General features: G+C 63.1%; 18 protein-coding genes and 1 tRNA gene. 6 read left to right on the top strand and 13 right to left on the bottom strand.

All coding sequences use genetic code 11. The annotated features are described in order from the left end of the window. From WIT60_RS13945 to WIT60_RS13975, 7 genes are all read right to left on the bottom strand, one after another. Positions 1-921, bottom strand: a 921-nt coding sequence (locus WIT60_RS13945; protein WP_339581920.1) for an IS1595 family transposase, incomplete at its 3' end; no start/stop codon positions are given. A gap of 318 nt (positions 922-1,239) precedes the next feature. Beyond that, positions 1,240-1,722 carry a hypothetical protein gene (locus WIT60_RS13950; protein ID WP_094478839.1) on the bottom strand — a complete coding sequence of 161 codons (483 nt, stop codon included), beginning with the start codon at positions 1,720-1,722 and terminating at the stop codon, positions 1,240-1,242. Further along, complete coding sequence (locus WIT60_RS13955; protein WP_339584494.1) at positions 1,719-2,351, bottom strand: hypothetical protein; 633 nt, start codon at positions 2,349-2,351, stop codon at positions 1,719-1,721. The genes WIT60_RS13950 and WIT60_RS13955 overlap by 4 nt, the downstream gene beginning before the upstream one ends. Positions 2,352-3,209: 858 nt before the next feature. Beyond that, positions 3,210-3,300, bottom strand: a tRNA-Ser gene (locus tag WIT60_RS13960). Positions 3,301-3,378: 78 nt separating this feature from the next. Then, positions 3,379-4,680 (bottom strand): serine--tRNA ligase, encoded by a 1,302-nt coding sequence (gene serS, locus WIT60_RS13965; protein WP_339584495.1) that lies wholly within the window; start codon positions 4,678-4,680, stop codon positions 3,379-3,381. A 31-nt stretch (positions 4,681-4,711) separates the two neighbouring features. Next, complete coding sequence (gene ispH / locus WIT60_RS13970) at positions 4,712-5,698, bottom strand: 4-hydroxy-3-methylbut-2-enyl diphosphate reductase (RefSeq protein WP_339584496.1); 987 nt, start codon at positions 5,696-5,698, stop codon at positions 4,712-4,714. Between the two features lies 1 nt (position 5,699). Further along, a complete protein-coding gene (locus tag WIT60_RS13975) occupies positions 5,700-6,161 on the bottom strand; it encodes an FKBP-type peptidyl-prolyl cis-trans isomerase (protein ID WP_339584497.1) in 462 nt (153 codons plus the stop codon). 269 nt (positions 6,162-6,430) lie between these two features. Here WIT60_RS13975 and radC point away from each other — a divergent pair, with 269 nt between their 5' ends. Both radC and WIT60_RS13985 read left to right on the top strand, forming a co-directional pair. After that, on the top strand, positions 6,431-7,099 hold the full coding sequence (gene radC, locus WIT60_RS13980; protein WP_339584498.1) for a RadC family protein: 669 nt from the start codon (positions 6,431-6,433) through the stop codon (positions 7,097-7,099). A gap of 21 nt (positions 7,100-7,120) precedes the next feature. Next, complete coding sequence (locus WIT60_RS13985; protein ID WP_339584499.1) at positions 7,121-7,822, top strand: Smr/MutS family protein; 702 nt, start codon at positions 7,121-7,123, stop codon at positions 7,820-7,822. A gap of 42 nt (positions 7,823-7,864) precedes the next feature. On the opposite strand, the gene WIT60_RS13990 is transcribed toward WIT60_RS13985, so the two are convergent. Genes WIT60_RS13990 through WIT60_RS14000 form a run of 3 tightly spaced genes read right to left on the bottom strand, consistent with a single transcriptional unit; the run spans position 7,865 to position 9,873 of the window. Continuing rightward, positions 7,865-8,284 carry a group II truncated hemoglobin gene (locus WIT60_RS13990; RefSeq protein ID WP_339584500.1) on the bottom strand — a complete coding sequence of 140 codons (420 nt, stop codon included), beginning with the start codon at positions 8,282-8,284 and terminating at the stop codon, positions 7,865-7,867. A gap of 33 nt (positions 8,285-8,317) precedes the next feature. Then, positions 8,318-9,118 carry a MinD/ParA family protein gene (locus WIT60_RS13995; RefSeq protein ID WP_339584501.1) on the bottom strand — a complete coding sequence of 267 codons (801 nt, stop codon included), beginning with the start codon at positions 9,116-9,118 and terminating at the stop codon, positions 8,318-8,320. 8 nt (positions 9,119-9,126) lie between these two features. Beyond that, positions 9,127-9,873 carry a GGDEF domain-containing protein gene (locus WIT60_RS14000; RefSeq protein ID WP_445207707.1) on the bottom strand — a complete coding sequence of 249 codons (747 nt, stop codon included), beginning with the start codon at positions 9,871-9,873 and terminating at the stop codon, positions 9,127-9,129. 272 nt (positions 9,874-10,145) lie between these two features. On the opposite strand from WIT60_RS14000, the gene WIT60_RS14005 reads away from it, so the two are divergent. From WIT60_RS14005 to WIT60_RS14015, 3 genes are read left to right on the top strand one after another with little or no spacing between them, the layout of a single operon-like run. After that, entirely contained in the window at positions 10,146-10,973 is an 828-nt protein-coding gene (locus tag WIT60_RS14005; protein ID WP_339584502.1) for a CheR family methyltransferase, read from the top strand. Positions 10,974-10,999: 26 nt separating this feature from the next. Then, positions 11,000-11,722, top strand: coding sequence for a chemoreceptor glutamine deamidase CheD (gene cheD, locus WIT60_RS14010; protein ID WP_339584503.1), 723 nt, complete (start codon positions 11,000-11,002; stop codon positions 11,720-11,722). 15 nt (positions 11,723-11,737) lie between these two features. After that, entirely contained in the window at positions 11,738-12,880 is a 1,143-nt protein-coding gene (locus WIT60_RS14015) for a protein-glutamate methylesterase/protein-glutamine glutaminase (protein WP_339584504.1), read from the top strand. A 12-nt stretch (positions 12,881-12,892) separates the two neighbouring features. On the opposite strand, the gene WIT60_RS14020 is transcribed toward WIT60_RS14015, so the two are convergent. Beyond that, positions 12,893-15,148 (bottom strand): patatin-like phospholipase family protein, encoded by a 2,256-nt coding sequence (locus WIT60_RS14020; protein ID WP_339584505.1) that lies wholly within the window; start codon positions 15,146-15,148, stop codon positions 12,893-12,895. Positions 15,149-15,278: 130 nt separating this feature from the next. On the opposite strand from WIT60_RS14020, the gene WIT60_RS14025 reads away from it, so the two are divergent. Further along, positions 15,279-15,446 carry a DUF3149 domain-containing protein gene (locus WIT60_RS14025; protein WP_339584506.1) on the top strand — a complete coding sequence of 56 codons (168 nt, stop codon included), beginning with the start codon at positions 15,279-15,281 and terminating at the stop codon, positions 15,444-15,446. Between the two features lie 106 nt (positions 15,447-15,552). Here WIT60_RS14025 and groL read toward each other — a convergent pair whose 3' ends face one another. Together groL and WIT60_RS14035 are read right to left on the bottom strand one after the other, a co-directional pair. Beyond that, the gene (gene groL / locus WIT60_RS14030; protein ID WP_339584507.1) at positions 15,553-17,205 is read right to left on the bottom strand and encodes a chaperonin GroEL; all 1,653 of its coding nucleotides are present in this window, start codon (positions 17,203-17,205) and stop codon (positions 15,553-15,555) included. Positions 17,206-17,261: 56 nt separating this feature from the next. Then, the gene (locus WIT60_RS14035; RefSeq protein WP_339584508.1) at positions 17,262-17,552 is read right to left on the bottom strand and encodes a co-chaperone GroES; all 291 of its coding nucleotides are present in this window, start codon (positions 17,550-17,552) and stop codon (positions 17,262-17,264) included. Between the last annotated feature and the right edge of the window lie 91 nt (positions 17,553-17,643).

Genomic DNA, 17,643 nt, shown 5'->3' on the forward strand with positions numbered 1-17,643 from the left:
TTCCTTGATGGGCTTTGCTCTCACGACGTCGACGATGAGACTTGCGACCAGACCACGCAGATCGAAGCGGCGGTTGAACCTGTAGGCGAAGCCAGCAAGGTAGTGCTCGGCGTACTTGCGGTAGTTCAGGGCATGGAAGGCTCCGGCCAACGTGGTCTTGAGATTGCCCAGCACGGTGTTGACCCACTTGAAGCTGGGCAGGTCGCGCGGCTTGAGGGAGCCGACCACCATCGGGAGGTGAAGGCAACCGGCATCGGCCACCGCACTGAAGCAGGCCAAACCATCGCTGTGCACGCTGGTGCCCGGTGCCAGATTGGACTTGGCCCACTTGCTGATCGCTTCAGAGGTGAACCCTCTGACCACATTGAGCTTGATGAACATCGGATGCCCGTGATCATTGACCGAGACAGCCGCGACAAAGGGGACCTTGTTCTCGGAGCCCCGACCGACTTTGCCGCCTGTGCGCTCGCCTCCGAGGTAAGCGTCATCGAGTTGCACCGTGCCGCTGAGTTGGTGGGTGGCGTCTTGCGAGGCCATGGCCCGGTTGATCTTCTGATGCAACAGCCAGGCAGTGGGATAGCTCACGCCAAGCTGACGCTTGAGCGCCAGGGCAGACAGGCCGGTTTTGGCCTGACTGATGAGGTAGATGGCCAAGAACCAGGTCGTCAGGGGCAGTTTGGTGTGTGCCATGAGACTGCCTGCGGTCAGGGAGGTCTGATGCCGACAGCCATTGCACTGGAAGAGCTTACGGACACCGTGGCCGACCACATAGTGATCACTGCTGGAGCAGCGCGGACAGCGAAATCCCTCAGGCCAGCGCGCGGCCTTGATCGCTTCGGCGCACTGTGCCTCGGTGCCAAAGCTACGAAGGAATTCCGGAATCGACATGCCGTGCTGGAACTGAATCTGGTTGAAGGCCATGGTGCTCACCCCACTGTAAGAAGACCACAGATTAGTGAGTCACAAGCTCATGGGGTGAGCCTCGCTGAGGCAGGTTTCTAATCAGGATAGAATATAAATAGCAAAACGAATGTCTGCTTCTGGCCGATAGCTGCCATCACAGGAACACCAACACAGTTGCGCTGGCGCTAGCTTTCTTCGGCTACATCAGCGCTCATTGCTGTTGCCACTGCGCGATTAGGTGGTGGATTGGCGACGCGAATCAGTGGTGGTTTTGTTATGCGAACGCATTGTGGATTTGCTGCAAAAACTCAACCCAGGCAGGTCGGCTCCGACCTTTCAATCTGCCGTTCCGTCTGACATCTTGACGACGCGCAAGGGCAGATGCGTTACTGGACGCTCGGCGTTGGCTGCTGAAAGGCTGTGTACCGCGTCGCCCACCGCCTTGTAGTCTCGCCAGAACCGCTCAAGTGCAGGCCCGCCTCCGGCCATTTGAACCGCGCGGATGAGGCCGGCGTGGGCTGCCACCATATGCGTGAGCTGGGCTTCCAGCCGCTTGATGTCCTGCCGGTAGCCTGCGGCCTGGTCTTGCAGACTGCCGGCGCCTCCACCTCCGGCGACGATTTTGCGTACTCCTTGCTGCTGTGCCTGGGCCGCAGCGATGAGCGCGCTTCTAGCCTCATTGCGCGTGAACGCTGAAGGGTTCTTCAACGTGCTGTGGCGCCGTGCCACCTCCCGCGCTGTGATGTCGATGTTGTCGGTGAGTAGCGTGTTGAGGATGTCGGCCAGCTCCTCGTTCTTGGGGTCTAAGAGCAGCCTCATTTGAAGATGTCCTCTTTCAGGGTGGAATGGTCGATGCCGTCTGCGAAGACGGATTGGTTCGGTTGGGCGTGAAGCGCAGCCGACACACCAGCAATCAGCCGCTCGGCATGGGCAATCTGGTTCTTGCGCCCCACGGTGGTGGCCGGCTTGCAACGAGCCGCGTCCCGCATCGCCACGAGCTTCGAGCGAAGGTCTTCAAGAGTCACCCGGTGCTCAGCGACCCCGCTGGCCGTAAAGTGCTTGCACTGGTCGAAGCACTTGAGGTGTCGAGTGCAGGGATTGACAGAGAAGCTGTTGGTGCAGAAACCGTACGGCGTGACGTGGAAGCCATCTGCGTTGGCCGCCAAGTAGATGAAGGCTGCTTCATCACCGCTCTCGTGCTGGATGCGCTTAAACGATTGCCCCAAATGGCTTTGCAGCGCCATACCACTGACGACCATCTTGCCCACCAATTCCTTGGCGCTTCCTGCGGGAAGGACCTTGGACGCTGCAGGCGGCAGTTTGACGAAGCTCAACTTCTCTGCGAGGTTGCGATGGTCATACTCGTAGCTCTGAGCGACGGTCCGTCGACCGAACTGGTGCGTAATGATGGTGTCAGGCACATTCTTACGGAACATCTCTGTGTTCATGAGATGCCGAAGACTGTGCGGCTTGATTGACATCAACTTCGACTCAGGCGACCGTCCGTACACACTGAACATCGACCGGCCTGCATGACGTCCTAGCGCGATGAGCATTCCCGGGTACAGCATCGGCTTGATTTCTGTGTCCTCTTGAAGGGGAAGCTGGAGCGGGTAAGTTCGTCCTGCCGTGCTCCGCCCCAGGCTCAGAAATAGGCGGTCGCTAGTCCAAACTGGCCTCCCGGAGGAGGTACGAAAAATCCGGCAATCCGAGTCAGGAAATCGGCTGGGGTTCTGCTGTTGCAGGCGCAGCAGCTCTCGGACGGGGCCGACAATCTCTACCATCTCAGTGACCGTTGAGACCATATAGGAGTCGTTGAGCCCAGCGATGGATGAGCGCAGAGGTGCCGGCGTCGGAAACGGCGGCAAGCGTCCCGCCGAGACATGAAGTGACTTCGGCACCAGCGCTGGACGCCTGATGACTGCAGATGCGCTCCAACGGTCACTGCCGTTTTTTTTCGTCCCCTCCTAGCATATGGAGGTGCGAACGTCGGCGGTCGATAAGGCGAGTCCAGGCGAATGAAGCGGAGGGCAGCAAACGCACGACCTCCAGGCGCGGGCATGTGAAGCCAGAGATATGGCTACGTCGCCGTCCGCCGCGATATCGCGATTCGGATGCTTCGTGCTTTTCGCCAAGGTCAGATGCTTCCGCGCAGGAGCGCGGCCTGACACTGGGCTACCGATTGGGCTGTCCGAGGGAGCAAGAACGCACCTTTAGATGCATTTTCAAGCACCTGAGCCAATGGTAGAAGCAATGGTGGAAAGCATAAAAAAAGCGGCCCGTAGGCCGCTTTTTTGCTTACTTAATGGCGGAGAGGGTGGGATTCGAACCCACGGTACGTTATGCACGTACGCCTGATTTCGAGTCAGGTACATTCGACCACTCTGCCACCTCTCCTAAACTGGTTGCAACCGTGGTCAACGGTGTGTAGCCTACAAGTATAGCATCAGTTTTGATGCTTCTTGCAGACGTTGATCACGCCATGCGAATGAACTCGGCGCCACCCAGGTAGGGGCGCAGCGCCACCGGCACATACACCGAACCATCGGCCTGCTGGTGGTTCTCCAGGATCGCCACCATGGCACGGCCCACGGCCAGGCCCGAACCATTCAAAGTGTGCACCAGCTCGTTCTTGCCTTGTGCCGTCTTGAAACGCGCCTGCATGCGGCGGGCCTGGAAGGCCTCGCAGTTCGACACCGAGCTGATCTCGCGGTAGGCGTTCTGCGCCGGCAGCCACACTTCCAGGTCATAGGTCTTGGTCGCGCCAAAACCCATGTCACCGGTGCACAGCGACATCACGCGGTAAGGGAGTTCCAGCTTCTGCAACACGGCCTCGGCGTGACCCACCATTTCCTCCAGCGCCGCATAGCTCTGCTCAGGCGTGGTGATCTGCACCATTTCCACCTTGTCGAACTGGTGCTGGCGGATCATGCCGCGCGTGTCACGGCCCGCGCTGCCCGCTTCCGAGCGGAAGCACGGCGTGTGGCCTGTGAGCTTGATGGGCAACTGCTCCAGCGGCACGATGGTGTCGGCCACGGTGTTGGTGAGCGTCACCTCCGAGGTCGGGATCAGGTACCACTTGCTGTCCGACGCCTCGCCGTCACCCGAGGTGACATGGAACAGGTCCTGCTCGAACTTGGGCAACTGGCCTGTGCCCTGCAGGGCCTTGGCCTGCACCAGATACGGTGTGTAGCACTCGGTGTAGCCGTGCTCTTGCGTCTGCACGTCCAGCATGAACTGGGCCAGTGCGCGGTGCAGGCGGGCGGCTGGGCCTTTGAGGAAGGTGAAGCGCGAGCCGGAGAGCTTGGCCCCCGTCTCGAAATCCAGACCCAAGGGCGCGCCCACGTCCACATGGTCCTTCACATCGAAACCGTAGGTGCCCGGCGTGCCCCAGCGACGCACTTCCACATTGCCCGACTCGTCCGAGCCCACCGGCACGCTGTCGTGAGGCAGGTTGGGCACGGCCAGCAGCATCGCGGCCATTTCGGACTGGATGACCTCCAGGCGCTCGGCGCTGGCCTTCAACTCGTCACCGATGCCACCCACCTGTGCCATCACAGCCGAGGCATCTTCGCCCTTGCCCTTGAGCATGCCGATCTGCTTGGACAGGCTGTTGCGCTGGGACTGCAACTCTTCGGTGCGGGTCTGGATGGTCTTGCGTTCGGCTTCGAGGGCACGGAAAGCGGCCTCGTCCAGGAACGGCTGCGGGTTCTTGCGCTTGGCCAGGCGGGCCAGCACGCTGTCAAGGTCTTTGCGCAGCAGGGCGATGTCGAGCATGGTGAGAAATCAGGTTGGAATGAGGTGGAGCTTACTGGCTATTGTCGCTGTTGCGCTCGGCGGGCAGCGGGCGGTCCAGACCGGTGCCGCCCAGGCCCTTGGGCAGCGGGAAGCGCACGTGCTCTTCCACGCCTTGCATGCGGCGCACGCCCACGGCGCCCAGCGCACGCAGACGCGCGATCACCTGCTGCACCAACACATCGGGCGCCGAAGCCCCCGCGGTCAGACCCACGCGCGGGTGTGCATCGAACCAGGTTTCCTGCAGGTCCTCGGGGCAATCGATCATGTAAGCCGGCGTGCCCAGACGCTCGGCCAGTTCGCGCAAACGGTTGCTGTTCGAGCTGGTGGGGCTGCCCACCACGATGACCACGTCCACCTGCGGCGCCATGATCTTGACCGCGTCCTGACGGTTCTGGGTGGCGTAGCAGATGTCTTGCTGCTTGGGTTCGCGGATCTGTGGAAAGCGCCGCTTGATCGCCGCCAGGATGCCCGCCGCATCGTCCACCGACAGCGTGGTCTGCGTGACCACGGCCAGCTTCTCGGGGCGCTGCACCTGCACGGTGGCCACGTCGTCTTCGTCTTCGACCAGGTAGATGCCTTCGGTGACCTGGCCCATCGTGCCCTCCACCTCGGGATGGCCCTTGTGGCCGATCATGATGAACTCGTAGCCCTCGCGGTGCAGCTTGGCCACTTCCACATGGACCTTGGTCACCAGCGGGCAGGTGGCGTCAAACACCTGGAACCCACGAGCATCGGCCTCGCGGCGCACCTCCTGGCTGACGCCGTGGGCGCTGAAAATCAGCGTGGCACCCGGCGGCACCTCGGCGAGGTCTTCGATGAAGATGGCGCCCTTGGCCTTCAGGTCATTGACCACATAGGTGTTGTGCACGATCTCGTGACGCACGTAGATGGGCGCGCCGAACTGCGCCAAGGCCCGCTCGACGATCTCGATGGCGCGGTCCACCCCCGCGCAAAAGCCGCGCGGCTCGGCCAACAGGACATCTTGAACCTGTGTCATCTCAGAGCACACCGATCAGTTGGACTTCAAACGTGCACGCTTCACCCGCCAGCGGATGGTTGAAGTCGAACAGCAGCCACTCGCCGGCTGGGTCCACCTCGCGCACGACGCCCGCGAACGAGCCTTTGCCATCCGGCGTCGGAAACTGCACCACGTCACCCACATCCCAGGTTTCGTCGGGGTCGCCCAGTTGACGCAGCAGCGACACGGCCACACGCTGGATCATTTCGGGGTTGCGCGGGCCAAAGGCCTCGCCAGGCGCCAATTCAATGACCGTGCGGGTGCCCTCGGCCAAGCCCATCAGGCGGGCCTGGATGGCCGGCGCCAACTCATTCGAGCCCAAGGACAGCGTGGCGGGCTTCTCGTTGAAGGTGTTGATCACGTCACCGCCGTCCGGCCCCGCCAGGCGGTAGTGCAGGGTCAGGAAGGCGCCAGGGGTCACCACGGGGGCAGCAGAGGTCATGGTCGTGTTGTCCCCGCGCGCCAACGCCGCCACAGGGCTTCAGAGAAAGAAAACGCCGATTTTAGGTTTCAGAAGCTGTTTGCGCTGAGGTATGAGCGAAAGACTTGTCCCGCGTCAGGCTCCTCCGAAATGGATGTCCTGCGGGGATCGCCTTTCACACCCCTCCTTTGGAGGGCGCTCCTGCGGGTGCCTTCTTCCGAAGGATGGTCACCCATGCCACCTCGGCCGAGAATTCCTCGCCCGCCCCTCTCGCCCCCTGGCCACGCCCGATGAAAGACCTGCCTGCCGCCCTGCGCCCCCGTGAAAAGCTGCTGACCCATGGTCCGTCCGCCCTGGCCGACGCCGAACTGCTGGCCCTGCTGCTGCGCACCGGCATGAAGGGCCTGGGCGTGTTGCAACTGGCCGAGAAGGTGCTGGCCGATCTGGGCGGCCTACCTGGCTTGCTGGCTGCCCCTCCGGCACAACTCACCCGCATCAAGGGCCTGGGGCCCGCCAAACGCGCCGAGTTGCTGGCGGTGATGGAGATGGCGCGGCGCAGCCTCTCGGGCACGCTGCAAAGCCAACCGGTGTTCTCCTCACCTCAACTGGTGAAGGACTACCTTCAAATGCGCCTGGGCCCCCTGCCTCACGAGGTGTTTGCCGTGATCTTTCTGGACGCCCAGCATCGGCTCATCGCTTGCGAAGAGCTGTTTCGCGGCACGCTCACGCAAACCTCCGTCTACCCGCGGGAGGTAGTCAAGCGCACGCTGGAGCTCAACGCTGCCAGCGTGATCCTGGCCCACAACCACCCCTCGGGCGTGCTGGAGCCCTCTCGGGCCGACGAACTGCTGACCCAGACCTTGAAGAGCAGCCTCCAGTTGGTGGATGTGCGCATCCTGGATCACCTCGTCGTGGGAAGGGGCGGGGCCCTGTCTTTCGCCGAGAAGGGCCTGATCTAGTTTGTTGTAGGCTTGCGCCTTGTGAGCCCCACCAACAAGCCCCCTCTCAACACCACACTGCGTGACTTTGCCGACCTCAAACGCGCCCTGAGCAAGGCCGCGAAAGAGGCCGCCGCACGCCGTGAGCAAGAGCGCGCCGAACAAGCGCGACGTGAGGCCGCGCAACGCCATCAGGAGGCCGACGCCGCCTTGTTCAAGCGCATGGTCGGAGCGGTGCATGGGATTGCCCCAACGGGGCGCGCCACCCTCACACCACCACGCCCCCAACCCATTCCGGCACGCCGCCAGATTGACGAACAGGCCGCCCTGCGCGAATCCCTGTCTGATGAATTCGACGTGGAAAGCCTGCTGGAAACCGATGAAACATTGTCGTGGCGCCGCCCCGAGTTGGGCATCGACGTGGTGCGCAAATTGCGCCGCGGCGTCTGGGCGCTACAGGGTGAATTGGACCTGCATGGTTTGCGCACCGATGAAGCCCGTGAAGCCTTGAGTGAATTCCTGCGCCAAGCCCACCTCAAGGGCTGGCGGTGCGTGCGCGTGGTGCATGGCAAAGGTCTGGGGTCCCCTGGCAAGCAGCCTGTCCTGAAGGACAAAACCCGGCGCTGGCTGGTGCAAAGTGAGCGGGTGCTGGCTTTCGTCCAGGCGCGGGCCGACGAAGGGGGCGTCGGCGCCTTGGTCGTGCTGCTCAAACCCGGCAAAGGCCGGTCGACATCCAGCCTGTGACCGCGACAGGCGCACCCGCTACCGCGAGATGCGCAGGCTCGCCTACTTGTTGCGCATCCAGTCGGCCGTCTGCATGAAGGCCTGCTGCAAGCGCTGCGCCAGCTCGTCGGGCACCTGCACCTCGGCCATGGCCTGGCTCATGCAGGCAACCCACTGATCGCGCTCCTTGATGCCGATGGCAAATGGCAGATGCCGGGCACGCAGACGCGGATGCCCGAAACGCTCGATGTACAGGCTGGGGCCGCCCAACCAACCGCTGAGAAACCAATACAGCTTGTCACGCGCCTCATCCAGCGTGGTGCCATGTGCAGCGCGCAGTTCGGTGTAGGCGGGCTCCAGATCCATCAGGTCGTAGAACCGGTCGACCAACTCACGCACCCGGCCATCGCCCCCGAGCAACGCGTACGCGGTCGTGGCAGGCAGGGCCTCGGCCGGATCATCGGCCTGAACGGGATCGTGCATGGGAAAACCGAAAGAGAAAACAGCCCGGCGAAATCAGGCACGTCCCAGGAGGCGCACCGCCACCTGGTTCACGCCCAGGGCCGCACCGCTGCCGGGGTGCAACTCCAGCAACAACTGGCGCTTGCGCACGGCTTCGCGCACGCAGGGATCGAAGGGAATGTCACCCAGGAATTGCAGCTTGGGCACCACGCCGCTGGGACTCACCACAAAACGGTCGACCACCTGTTGCAGCTGCTGGCAGATGGTGCGTCCGTCGCCTGGGCGCGCCACCTGATTGACCACCAGGTTGAGCTTCTCGCGTGACTGCTGGGCCGCCAACACCTTGATGGTGGCATAGGCGTCGGTCATGGACGTCGGCTCTGGCGTGGCCACCACAATGACCTCGGTGGCCATGGAGACCGCGTAGAGCACCACATCGGAAATGCCCGCACCGGTGTCAATGATGATCACATCAAAACGCGGCTTGACGGCCTCGAAGATGTCGAGCAGCTTTTCGCGCACCTCTGGCGTCAGGCGCGAATACTCGACAAGCCCTGAACCGGCCAGCAGCACATGGAACCCGCCCGGCGCCGGGAGGATGGCTTCGTCCAGCTGGGCCTTGCCTGTGAACACATCATGCAGAGTGATCTTGGGGTACAGGTTCAGCACGACGTCAAGGTTGGCCAGGCCCAGGTCGGCATCCAGCACCAGCACCTTGAGACCTTGACGGCTGAGCGAGGTGGCCAGATTGGCACTGAAGAAGGTCTTGCCCACCCCACCCTTGCCGCTGGTGACGGCCACCGTGCGGGCAATCTTGCCGGATGGTTTGGAAGGATTGGTCTCGGAAACTGGCATGGGCACCATCATGAGGTCGTTTTCGGGTATTCCTCAAGCATTTCTGAGGCCGAAAGGGTGTCAGATTGCGCAAGACTGCTGAACAGGCAACTCTTTTCCTCGGCGCTGACGACGGTCAGGGGCGGGGTGTCCAGGCAGGTGCGGTTACGCCCCTCTGCCTTGGCGCGGTACAACTGTTGGTCCGCACGTTCGGACCAGATGATGACGGAGGAGCGCACCCACTGGGGCGCAAATGCCCCGCCAATGCTGACGGTGACCGAGGTCTGGCTGCCGCCCAGGAGGGTGATCTGGCGCTGCGCCACACGGTGGCGGATGCGCTCGGCCACGGCCTGGCCGAAGGCGGGTGGGCAATTGGGCAGGATCATCGCAAACTCTTCGCCCCCGACTCTGGCCACCAGGTCCATGGGGCGGACGCACTCCTGCAGGCATTCGGCCACCGCACGGATGACGGCATCGCCGGCCACGTGACCGTGGGTGTCATTGATGGCCTTGAAATGGTCGATGTCCGCCACCAACAACAGCGAGGGCTCGCCCACACGCGCCACCCGGTCGATCTCACGCGCCAGAGAGGTTTCAAACTGGCGGCGATTGGCCAGGCCCGTGAGCGGGTCGCGACTGGAGAGGTCGCACAGGCCATCGACAATGGCCTGTGCCCAAGGCCACTCACCGGCCAGGGCATTCGTGGGAGCACGCCAGCCAGCCTGGGTCAGCAAGGCCACCGCGTTGCTCAAATCCAGCACGCCTTCCGGAATCAACCTTGTCTCAGGTACTGCAGGGTGACAGCTGGGGGATGCGATGGCTCACTCCACGACAAATTCGTCAATTGTCCGCAAGTCTAGCAGGCCGGGCGGCACTTAAGCACCCTGTTGTGGCGCCCAATAAGGAGTTGCCCGGAACCGGATTTGTGTGACCAAAGGCAGACTCAAGCCGGCGGGCATGCAGTCCGATATTCCAAACGAAGGATAAGGTGTCATCATGGGCACACCTTCTTGCCTGTCGTCGTTTTTGCCCTCACGCCATCGCCTTCATGGACACCGTTGCCGACCGCGAGTTTCACTTTCACGCCCGTGATTTCGCGCGCGTACGCACGCTCATCTACGATCGAGCGGGCATCAGCCTGCACGAGGGCAAGCAGGCGATGGTGTACAGCCGCCTGTCGAGGCGTCTGCGGGAGACCGGACACCCCTCGTTCGAGAGCTACCTCCAGTGGCTGGAGAGCGCCTCGGGCCCTCAGGCCCATCAGGAGTGGCAGGAGTTCGTCAACTGCCTGACCACCAACCTGACCTCCTTCTTCCGCGAAGAGCACCACTTTCACACCCTGGCCGATTGGCTCAAGGCGCGAGGCCCGCAACCGACCCGCATCTGGTGTTGCGCCGCCTCCACAGGGGAAGAACCGTACTCGCTGGCCATCACGGTGGCCGAAACGCTGGGGCTGAACGCCCCCGTCAAGATCCTGGCCAGCGACATCGACACCAATGTGCTGCAAACGGCCTCCCGCGCGGTGTACGACGCGGGTGCGCGCGGCCTGAGCCCGCAACGGCTCAAGCAGTTCTTTCTGCGCGGCAAAGGCAACAACACCGGCTACATCCGGGTCAAGCCGGAATTGACGCGCATGGTGGAATTCCGCCCGTTCAACCTCATGCAGCCCCAATGGCAGTTGGGCGACCCGTTCGATGTGGTGTTCTGCCGCAATGTGATGATTTATTTCGACGGCCCGACGCAGCGCAAGGTGCTCGAGCGCATTCACGGCGTCATGAAGCCCAAGGGCATGCTCTTCGTCGGTCACTCTGAAAACTTCACCGAATCGCGTGACATCTTCGTCCTCAAGGGCAAGACCGTCTACGATCGGGTTTGAGCCGCCGCGCCACAAGGATTCACCTCATGTCCAGCATCCCCCCCTTCGGTCACGCGCGCGGTGCCTCCCCGGGCGCCAGCAAAGCGCCGGGACCTCTGGCCTCGGCGGCCCTGGCACCCGGACCACGCACGGAGCGTCTGGCGCGGCTCAAGGCCCGCACGCCCAAACCGGGCGAAGCCTCCTTTTACTTTTTCGACGCGCACTTCAAATCTGAAGCCGTCAAGATCCTGCCGGGCGAGTACTTCGTCTACAACGAAGACCTGCTGATCATGACGACGCTGGGCTCGTGCATTGCCGTGTGCCTGTGGGACCGCCAAGCCAAGGTCGGCGGCATGAACCACTTCATGCTGCCCGACAGTGGCGGCAATGGTCAGGACTCCGGCCGGTATGGCTCGTACGCCATGGAATTGCTGATCAACGAGTTGCTGAAACTGGGGGCCTCGCGGATGACGATGGAGGCCAAGGTCTTTGGCGGTGGCGCGGTGATCAGCGGCATGAACACCATCAACGTGGGTGAGCGCAACACCGCCTTCGTGATGGAATACCTCAAGACCGAACGCATTCCGGTGGTCTCCAAGGACGTCCTCGACATCTATCCGCGCAAGGTCTGCTTCCTGCCACACAGCGGCAAGGCCATGGTCAAGCGCCTGGCGCCCAGCAATCCGGAAGCCATCCTGCAACAAGAGCGCCTGGCGGCGCAAAAAGTGGCCCCCGTCTCCAGTGGCGGCGGCTCGATCGACCTGTTCTGACAGGCGGAGAACGACATGCCCAAGATTCGTGTGGTGGTGGTCGACGACTCGGCGCTGGTTCGCAGCATGCTGACCGAGATCATCAACCGACAGCCTGACATGGAATGCATCGGCGCGGCGGCCGACCCCTTCGTGGCCCGCGAGATGATCCGTAACCTCAACCCGGACGTGATCACGCTGGATGTGGAGATGCCGCGCATGGACGGCCTGGACTTCCTGTCCAAGCTGATGCGCCTGCGGCCGATGCCGGTGGTGATGGTGTCCACGCTGACGGAGCGCGGCGCCGAGGTGACCCTCAAGGCGCTGGAGTTGGGCGCGGTGGACTTCGTGTCCAAGCCCAAGATCGGTGTGGTGGACGGCCTGCGTCAGTTGTCCGACGACATCACGGACAAGATCCGGGTGGCCTCGAAAGCACGCATTCATCGGCTGGCCACCAGCGCTGCACCGGCGACCTCGTCCACCGGTGGTGTGCCGACATCCGCTGCACGCGCAACGCCAGGTGCCTCGCCAGCGGCCCCCAAGCCCCTGAACACCGGCTCTTACAGCCTGGGGCGTCTGTCCACCGAGAAGCTGATTTTCATTGGCGCCTCGACGGGCGGCACCGAGGCCACCAAGGAGGTGCTGTTGTCGCTGCCCGCAGACGCCCCCGGCGTGGTCATCACCCAGCACATGCCGCCTGGCTTCACGCGCAATTACGCGGCCCGTCTGGACGGGCTGTGCAAGATCCGCGTCAAGGAAGCCAGCGATGGCGAGCGCATCCTGCCCGGCCATGCCTACATTGCCCCCGGTGGCCTGCACCTGAGCGTGGAGCGCTCGGGCGCCAACTACATTGCCCGTGTTCAAGACGGTGATCCGGTCAACCGCCACAAGCCCAGCGTGGAAGTGCTGTTCAAGTCGGCGGCGCGTGTGGCCGGGCCCAATGCCATCGGCATCATGCTGACCGGCATGGGCGCCGACGGCGCCAAGGCCATGCGTGAGATGCGCGATGCCGGCGCCTATTGCGTGGCCCAGGATGAGGCCAGCTGCGTGGTGTTCGGCATGCCTCGGGAGGCCATCGCCGCAGGCGCGGTGCAGGAGGTGTTGCCGCTCAACAAGATTGCGCAGCATGTGCTGGACCACCTGCGCGCCACCGTGGGTCAGGCGCTCAGCCGCGTCTGACCCCGATTCGAATCACGGCCGACCGACAAACAGCATCAGGGTCGGCCCCACGCCTGGGCTGTGCAAGATGGCGGTGTACACCGGCCCGATGGCCGTGTCGGCACCCAGGTAGAGGCTGAAGCCGGTCTTCTTGGGTCCCGTCCACACATCTCGCGGCAGCTGCCAGGCGTTGCCCACCTCCAGGCTGGCGCCCGCAAACAGGCCTCGGGTCAGGATCATGTCGCTCAGGCGCACGTGGTAGCCCCACCGCAGCAGGGCCACTTGAGGCCCGGCCACCTGAAAGGGCGCGTAGCCCGACAGTTGCTGGAAGCCACCCAGACCGAAGCGCCCGATCGCCGGCTGCGCCCCCTCGGAGAGGGCCAGGCGGCCCATCAGGCTGACCGTGTGGGGCCCCCAGGAATTCACCCACTGACCCTGCACGTCGAGGTAGCGCAGGTAGCCCTCGGCGTAGCTGCTGTCACGGCGCGCACGACCTTGCCCCTGGAACCATTGCCCATCCAGCCGCCACCCCTTGGACGGAAAGTAGGCGTGGTCCAACTGATCGAACACAGCCTTGAGGCGCCAGCCACTCTCCCGCCACCGCTCCACCAGAGACACGCCAGGGCGTGACATCAGGTAGTCGTCCGAGGCCAACGACAGGCGATCGCGCCCGATCTGCTCGACCCAGCCCAAGCGCCACTCCCCCAACTCACGCCAGTTCAGGCCCACATCCAGGGCGAACTGGGTCTGTCCGCGCTCGTTGCGTGCCTCCTCCTCGCCATCGGGGTCGCGGTAGACGTCAAAGGTGCGTCGCTGTGCGTTGGCCGCCACGGCCACAAAGCCGCTCAACCCATCGGGCAGTTGCCACGCCATGGGGCGATACCACTCGGTGCCGAGCAAAGGGCTGGTGCCCAGACGCAGGATGTTGCGCCACTCGCTGCCCGCGTTGTCAAGCCAATGGCGGTTGTGCACCAGCTTGAGGTTGAAGGCACTGCGCCCACGGTTGTCCGCGCTGAAATCCAGGCCCATCTGGAGATAGTTGGGGCCCCAGGGCTTGTCCTCCAGTTCGTACACCAGCCCTGCCTCGCCCTGCGGTGTGCGCACCAGTCGGTAGTCGGTGCGCAGGTAGTCGCCCGAAGCGGCCAGCAAATTGATGTCACGCTCAGCCTTGGCCACGTCGAACACCTGGCCCGGCTGACTGGCGAACATGTCGGCGCGCCGATCCGGTCGGGTCAACTCGGATCCTTCGGTGCGCACGAACTGCAAGGTAGGTGGCGGCGGCTGGCGGCGCTGCCGAGCAGCCTGCCAGGCCGCGTAATCGGCCGCGGACATCTGCAGGTCCTGCATGCGCAGCACCATGGCCTCCGCCTGCACCTCGCCCTGGTCCATGAATTCACGTGCCCGGTTGAAGTCGGCCGAGGTCAGCCCTTCCAGTCGAGGCGCAATCAAGACATCCTGTGGCGTGAGCGAGCGCAGGCTTTGCTGCACATTTTGCTCGGTCAGGATGTTGATCATCTGCGCCGTCACCCCGGTCAGGGTCGACAGGGTTTCACGCGGCGCCAGCGACGTGCCAATGTTGACCACGATGAGTCGCTGCGCCCCCATGGCGCGGGCCACATCGACCGGCGTGTTGTTGACCAGGCCACCATCACCCAGGATGCGCCCACTGACCTCCAGCGGCGCAAAAATGCCGGGCACCGACATGCTGCTGCGCAAGGCGGTGGCCAGGTCTCCCTCGGACAGGATCACGGCCTGCCCGGTTTCCATGTCGGTCGCCACCGCACGGAAGGGGGTGGGCAGCTGATCGAAGTGGCGGACCTGGCTGGCCGACAGGGTCAGGCGACGCAGATGGGCCTCCAGCACACGGCTGGAGAGCGAGCCCAACGGCGCTTTGAATCCATCGGCACCAATGCCGATTTCCAGCAAGGGGGAGACTTCGAAGTCGTGCTCCTTGCGACGCTGGGACAGCTCTCGCCGCTCCACGCGGCTGGCAAACACATTGTCCCAGTCCAGTCGCTCGACTTCCCGCTCCACTTCCTGTGCCGAGAGGCCGCTGGCGTACAGGCCACCGACGATGGCCCCCATGGAGGTGCCTGCGATCACATCGACCGGAATACGCTCTCGCTCCAGCACCTTGAGCACCCCGACGTGAGCCAGGCCACGCGCCCCGCCACCGGACAGCACGAGGCCGACCTTGGGCCGCTCTGCCAGCGCCGAGGCCGAGAGCAAGCCGAGCAAGGCCCAGCCACAGACAGCACGCCAGCACGTGCGAAGAAAAGGGGAAAGCATGTGGCAGATTGTGCCGCGTCAAAGCCGCTTGCCAAAGCCGCGCAAGGCGCATACAAACTTGATCCAAGTCAGAACGCCCTGGCTCAATCCGCGGTTTGATAGATCCAAGAAAGCACAACGGAGAACCATCATGCAAGCATTGACCGACTTCCTGACCACCGACTATGGCCTGATGAGCTTGGCCGTGATTGCCTTCATGTTCGTCATGCTGGGCTACATCGCTTGGTACGTTGCTCAACACGTCAAGCAAGACACCGAGCGACATGACAAGGATGTGCGCGAGGGCCGCGCTCACTGAGCCAGTTCCTGCAGACATGAAAAAAGGCCGCTGAACCCAGCGGCCTTTTTCTTTGGTCTGGCTGAAGTTGCCAGGCGACAGGTGCGGCGAACCGCACCTCAGGGCATTACATGCCCATGCCGCCCATGCCACCCATACCGCCCATGCCACCCATGTCGGGCATGCCACCGGCGGCTTCGTCCTTCGGAGCCTCGGAGATCATGCACTCGGTGGTCAGCATCAGCGAAGCCACGGAAGCGGCGTTCTGCAGAGCCGTGCGGGTGACCTTCGTGGGATCCAGGATGCCCATTTCGATCATGTCGCCGTAGGTGTCGTTGGCAGCGTTGAAGCCGTAGTTGCCCGAACCGCCCAGGACAGCGTTGACGACCACAGAGGGTTCGCCACCGGCGTTGGCCACGATTTCGCGCAGAGGCGCTTCGATGGCCTTCAGGACCAGCTTGATGCCAGCGTCTTGGTCGTGGTTGTCACCCTTGAGGTCACCCACGGACTGCTTGGCGCGCAGCAGGGCCACGCCACCACCGGCAACCACGCCTTCTTCGACGGCGGCACGGGTCGCGTGCAGGGCGTCTTCAACGCGGGCCTTCTTTTCCTTCATTTCGACTTCGGTGGCAGCACCCACCTTGATCACGGCAACGCCACCGGCCAGTTTGGCCACGCGCTCTTGCATCTTTTCACGATCGTAGTCGCTGGTGGCTTCTTCGATCTGGATGCGGATTTGCTTGACGCGGGCTTCGATGTCAGCCGCTTCACCAGCACCGTCGATGATGGTGGTGTTTTCCTTGCCCACTTCGATGCGCTTGGCTTGGCCCAGGTCAGCCAGGGTGACCTTGTCGAGTGCCATGCCGACTTCTTCGGCGATGACCTTGCCGCCGGTCAGGATGGCGATGTCTTCCAGCATGGCCTTGCGACGGTCGCCGAAGCCAGGCGCCTTGACGGCCACAACCTTCAGGATGCCGCGGATGGTGTTGACCACCAGGGTCGCCAGAGCTTCACCGTCGACGTCTTCGGCGATGATCAGCAGCGGACGGCTGGCCTTGGCCACTTGCTCCAGGGTGGGCAGCAGGTCACGGATGTTCGAGATCTTCTTGTCGTACAGCAGGACGAAGGGGTTGTCCAGCAGCGCGGCTTGCTTCTCGGGGTTGTTGATGAAGTAGGGCGACAGGTAGCCGCGGTCGAACTGCATGCCTTCGACGACTTCCAGCTCGTTGTTCAGGCTCTTGCCGTCTTCAACGGTGATGACGCCTTCCTTGCCGACCTTGTCCATGGCGTTGGCGATGATCTCGCCGACGTCAGCGTCCGAGTTGGCGGAGATGGTGCCAACCTGAGCGATTTCCTTGGTGGTGGTGGTGGCCTTGGATTGCTTCTTCAGCTCGGCGATCAGGGCGGCAACCGCCTTGTCGATGCCGCGCTTCAGGTCCATCGGGTTCATGCCGGCGGCCACGTACTTCATGCCTTCGCGCACGATGGCTTGAGCCAGCACGGTGGCGGTGGTGGTGCCGTCGCCAGCGTTGTCAGAAGTCTTGGAAGCGACTTCCTTGACCATCTGGGCGCCCATGTTCTGGAGCTTGTCCTTCAGTTCGACTTCCTTGGCCACGGACACACCGTCCTTGGTCACGGTGGGGGCGCCGAAGGAGCGCTCGAGCACCACGTTGCGACCCTTAGGACCCAGGGTGACCTTCACGGCGTTGGCCAGAATGTTCACGCCTTCAACCATGCGTGCGCGGGCTTCGCCGCCGAAAACGACGTCTTTTGCTGCCATGTGTATTTCTCCGAATTCAGTGAATCAATGGATGGGGATTTGCGCAGGGCGTCGGATTACTTCTCGACGACGGCAAACAGGTCTTCTTCGCGCATGACCAGCAGCTCTTCGCCATCGACCTTGACGGTCTGGCCGGAGTACTTGCCGAACAGGACGCGATCGCCCACCTTGACGTTCAAGGCCACAAACTCACCCTTGTCATTGCGCTTGCCAGGGCCAACGGCCAGCACTTCGCCTTGGTCAGGCTTCTCGGCAGCGTTGTCGGGGATGATGATGCCCAGGGCGGTCTTGGTTTCTTGTTCCAGGCGCTTGACGATCACGCGATCGTGCAGGGGACGCAGTTTCATGACTTCTCCAGTCTCTTGAGACATCGGTTTGACAATGGATTCGACGTGAGTGAATGCTCACATCGACGGTACGAATGTGGGGCTCAGCCGC

The organism is Aquabacterium sp. G14, assembly GCF_037482285.1.
GTDB lineage: Bacteria > Pseudomonadota > Gammaproteobacteria > Burkholderiales > Burkholderiaceae_C > Aquabacterium.

Excerpts from the sequence above, each read along its gene's own strand:
- WIT60_RS14005 (WP_339584502.1), top strand. The coding sequence starts at position 10,146 with ATGGACACCGTTGCCGACCGCGAGTTTCACTTTCACGCCCGTGATTTC.
- WIT60_RS13995 (WP_339584501.1), bottom strand. The coding sequence starts at position 9,118 with ATGCCAGTTTCCGAGACCAATCCTTCCAAACCATCCGGCAAGATTGCC.
- serS (WP_339584495.1), bottom strand. The coding sequence starts at position 4,680 with ATGCTCGACATCGCCCTGCTGCGCAAAGACCTTGACAGCGTGCTGGCC.
- ispH (WP_339584496.1), bottom strand. The coding sequence starts at position 5,698 with ATGACACAGGTTCAAGATGTCCTGTTGGCCGAGCCGCGCGGCTTTTGC.
- WIT60_RS14015 (WP_339584504.1), top strand. The coding sequence starts at position 11,738 with ATGCCCAAGATTCGTGTGGTGGTGGTCGACGACTCGGCGCTGGTTCGC.
- WIT60_RS13950 (WP_094478839.1), bottom strand. The coding sequence starts at position 1,722 with ATGAGGCTGCTCTTAGACCCCAAGAACGAGGAGCTGGCCGACATCCTC.
- groL (WP_339584507.1), bottom strand. The coding sequence starts at position 17,205 with ATGGCAGCAAAAGACGTCGTTTTCGGCGGCGAAGCCCGCGCACGCATG.
- WIT60_RS14020 (WP_339584505.1), bottom strand. The coding sequence starts at position 15,148 with ATGCTTTCCCCTTTTCTTCGCACGTGCTGGCGTGCTGTCTGTGGCTGG.
- WIT60_RS14035 (WP_339584508.1), bottom strand. The coding sequence starts at position 17,552 with ATGAAACTGCGTCCCCTGCACGATCGCGTGATCGTCAAGCGCCTGGAA.
- cheD (WP_339584503.1), top strand. The coding sequence starts at position 11,000 with ATGTCCAGCATCCCCCCCTTCGGTCACGCGCGCGGTGCCTCCCCGGGC.
- WIT60_RS13990 (WP_339584500.1), bottom strand. The coding sequence starts at position 8,284 with ATGCACGATCCCGTTCAGGCCGATGATCCGGCCGAGGCCCTGCCTGCC.
- WIT60_RS14025 (WP_339584506.1), top strand. The coding sequence starts at position 15,279 with ATGCAAGCATTGACCGACTTCCTGACCACCGACTATGGCCTGATGAGC.
- WIT60_RS13955 (WP_339584494.1), bottom strand. The coding sequence starts at position 2,351 with ATGAACACAGAGATGTTCCGTAAGAATGTGCCTGACACCATCATTACG.
- WIT60_RS13975 (WP_339584497.1), bottom strand. The coding sequence starts at position 6,161 with ATGACCTCTGCTGCCCCCGTGGTGACCCCTGGCGCCTTCCTGACCCTG.
- radC (WP_339584498.1), top strand. The coding sequence starts at position 6,431 with ATGAAAGACCTGCCTGCCGCCCTGCGCCCCCGTGAAAAGCTGCTGACC.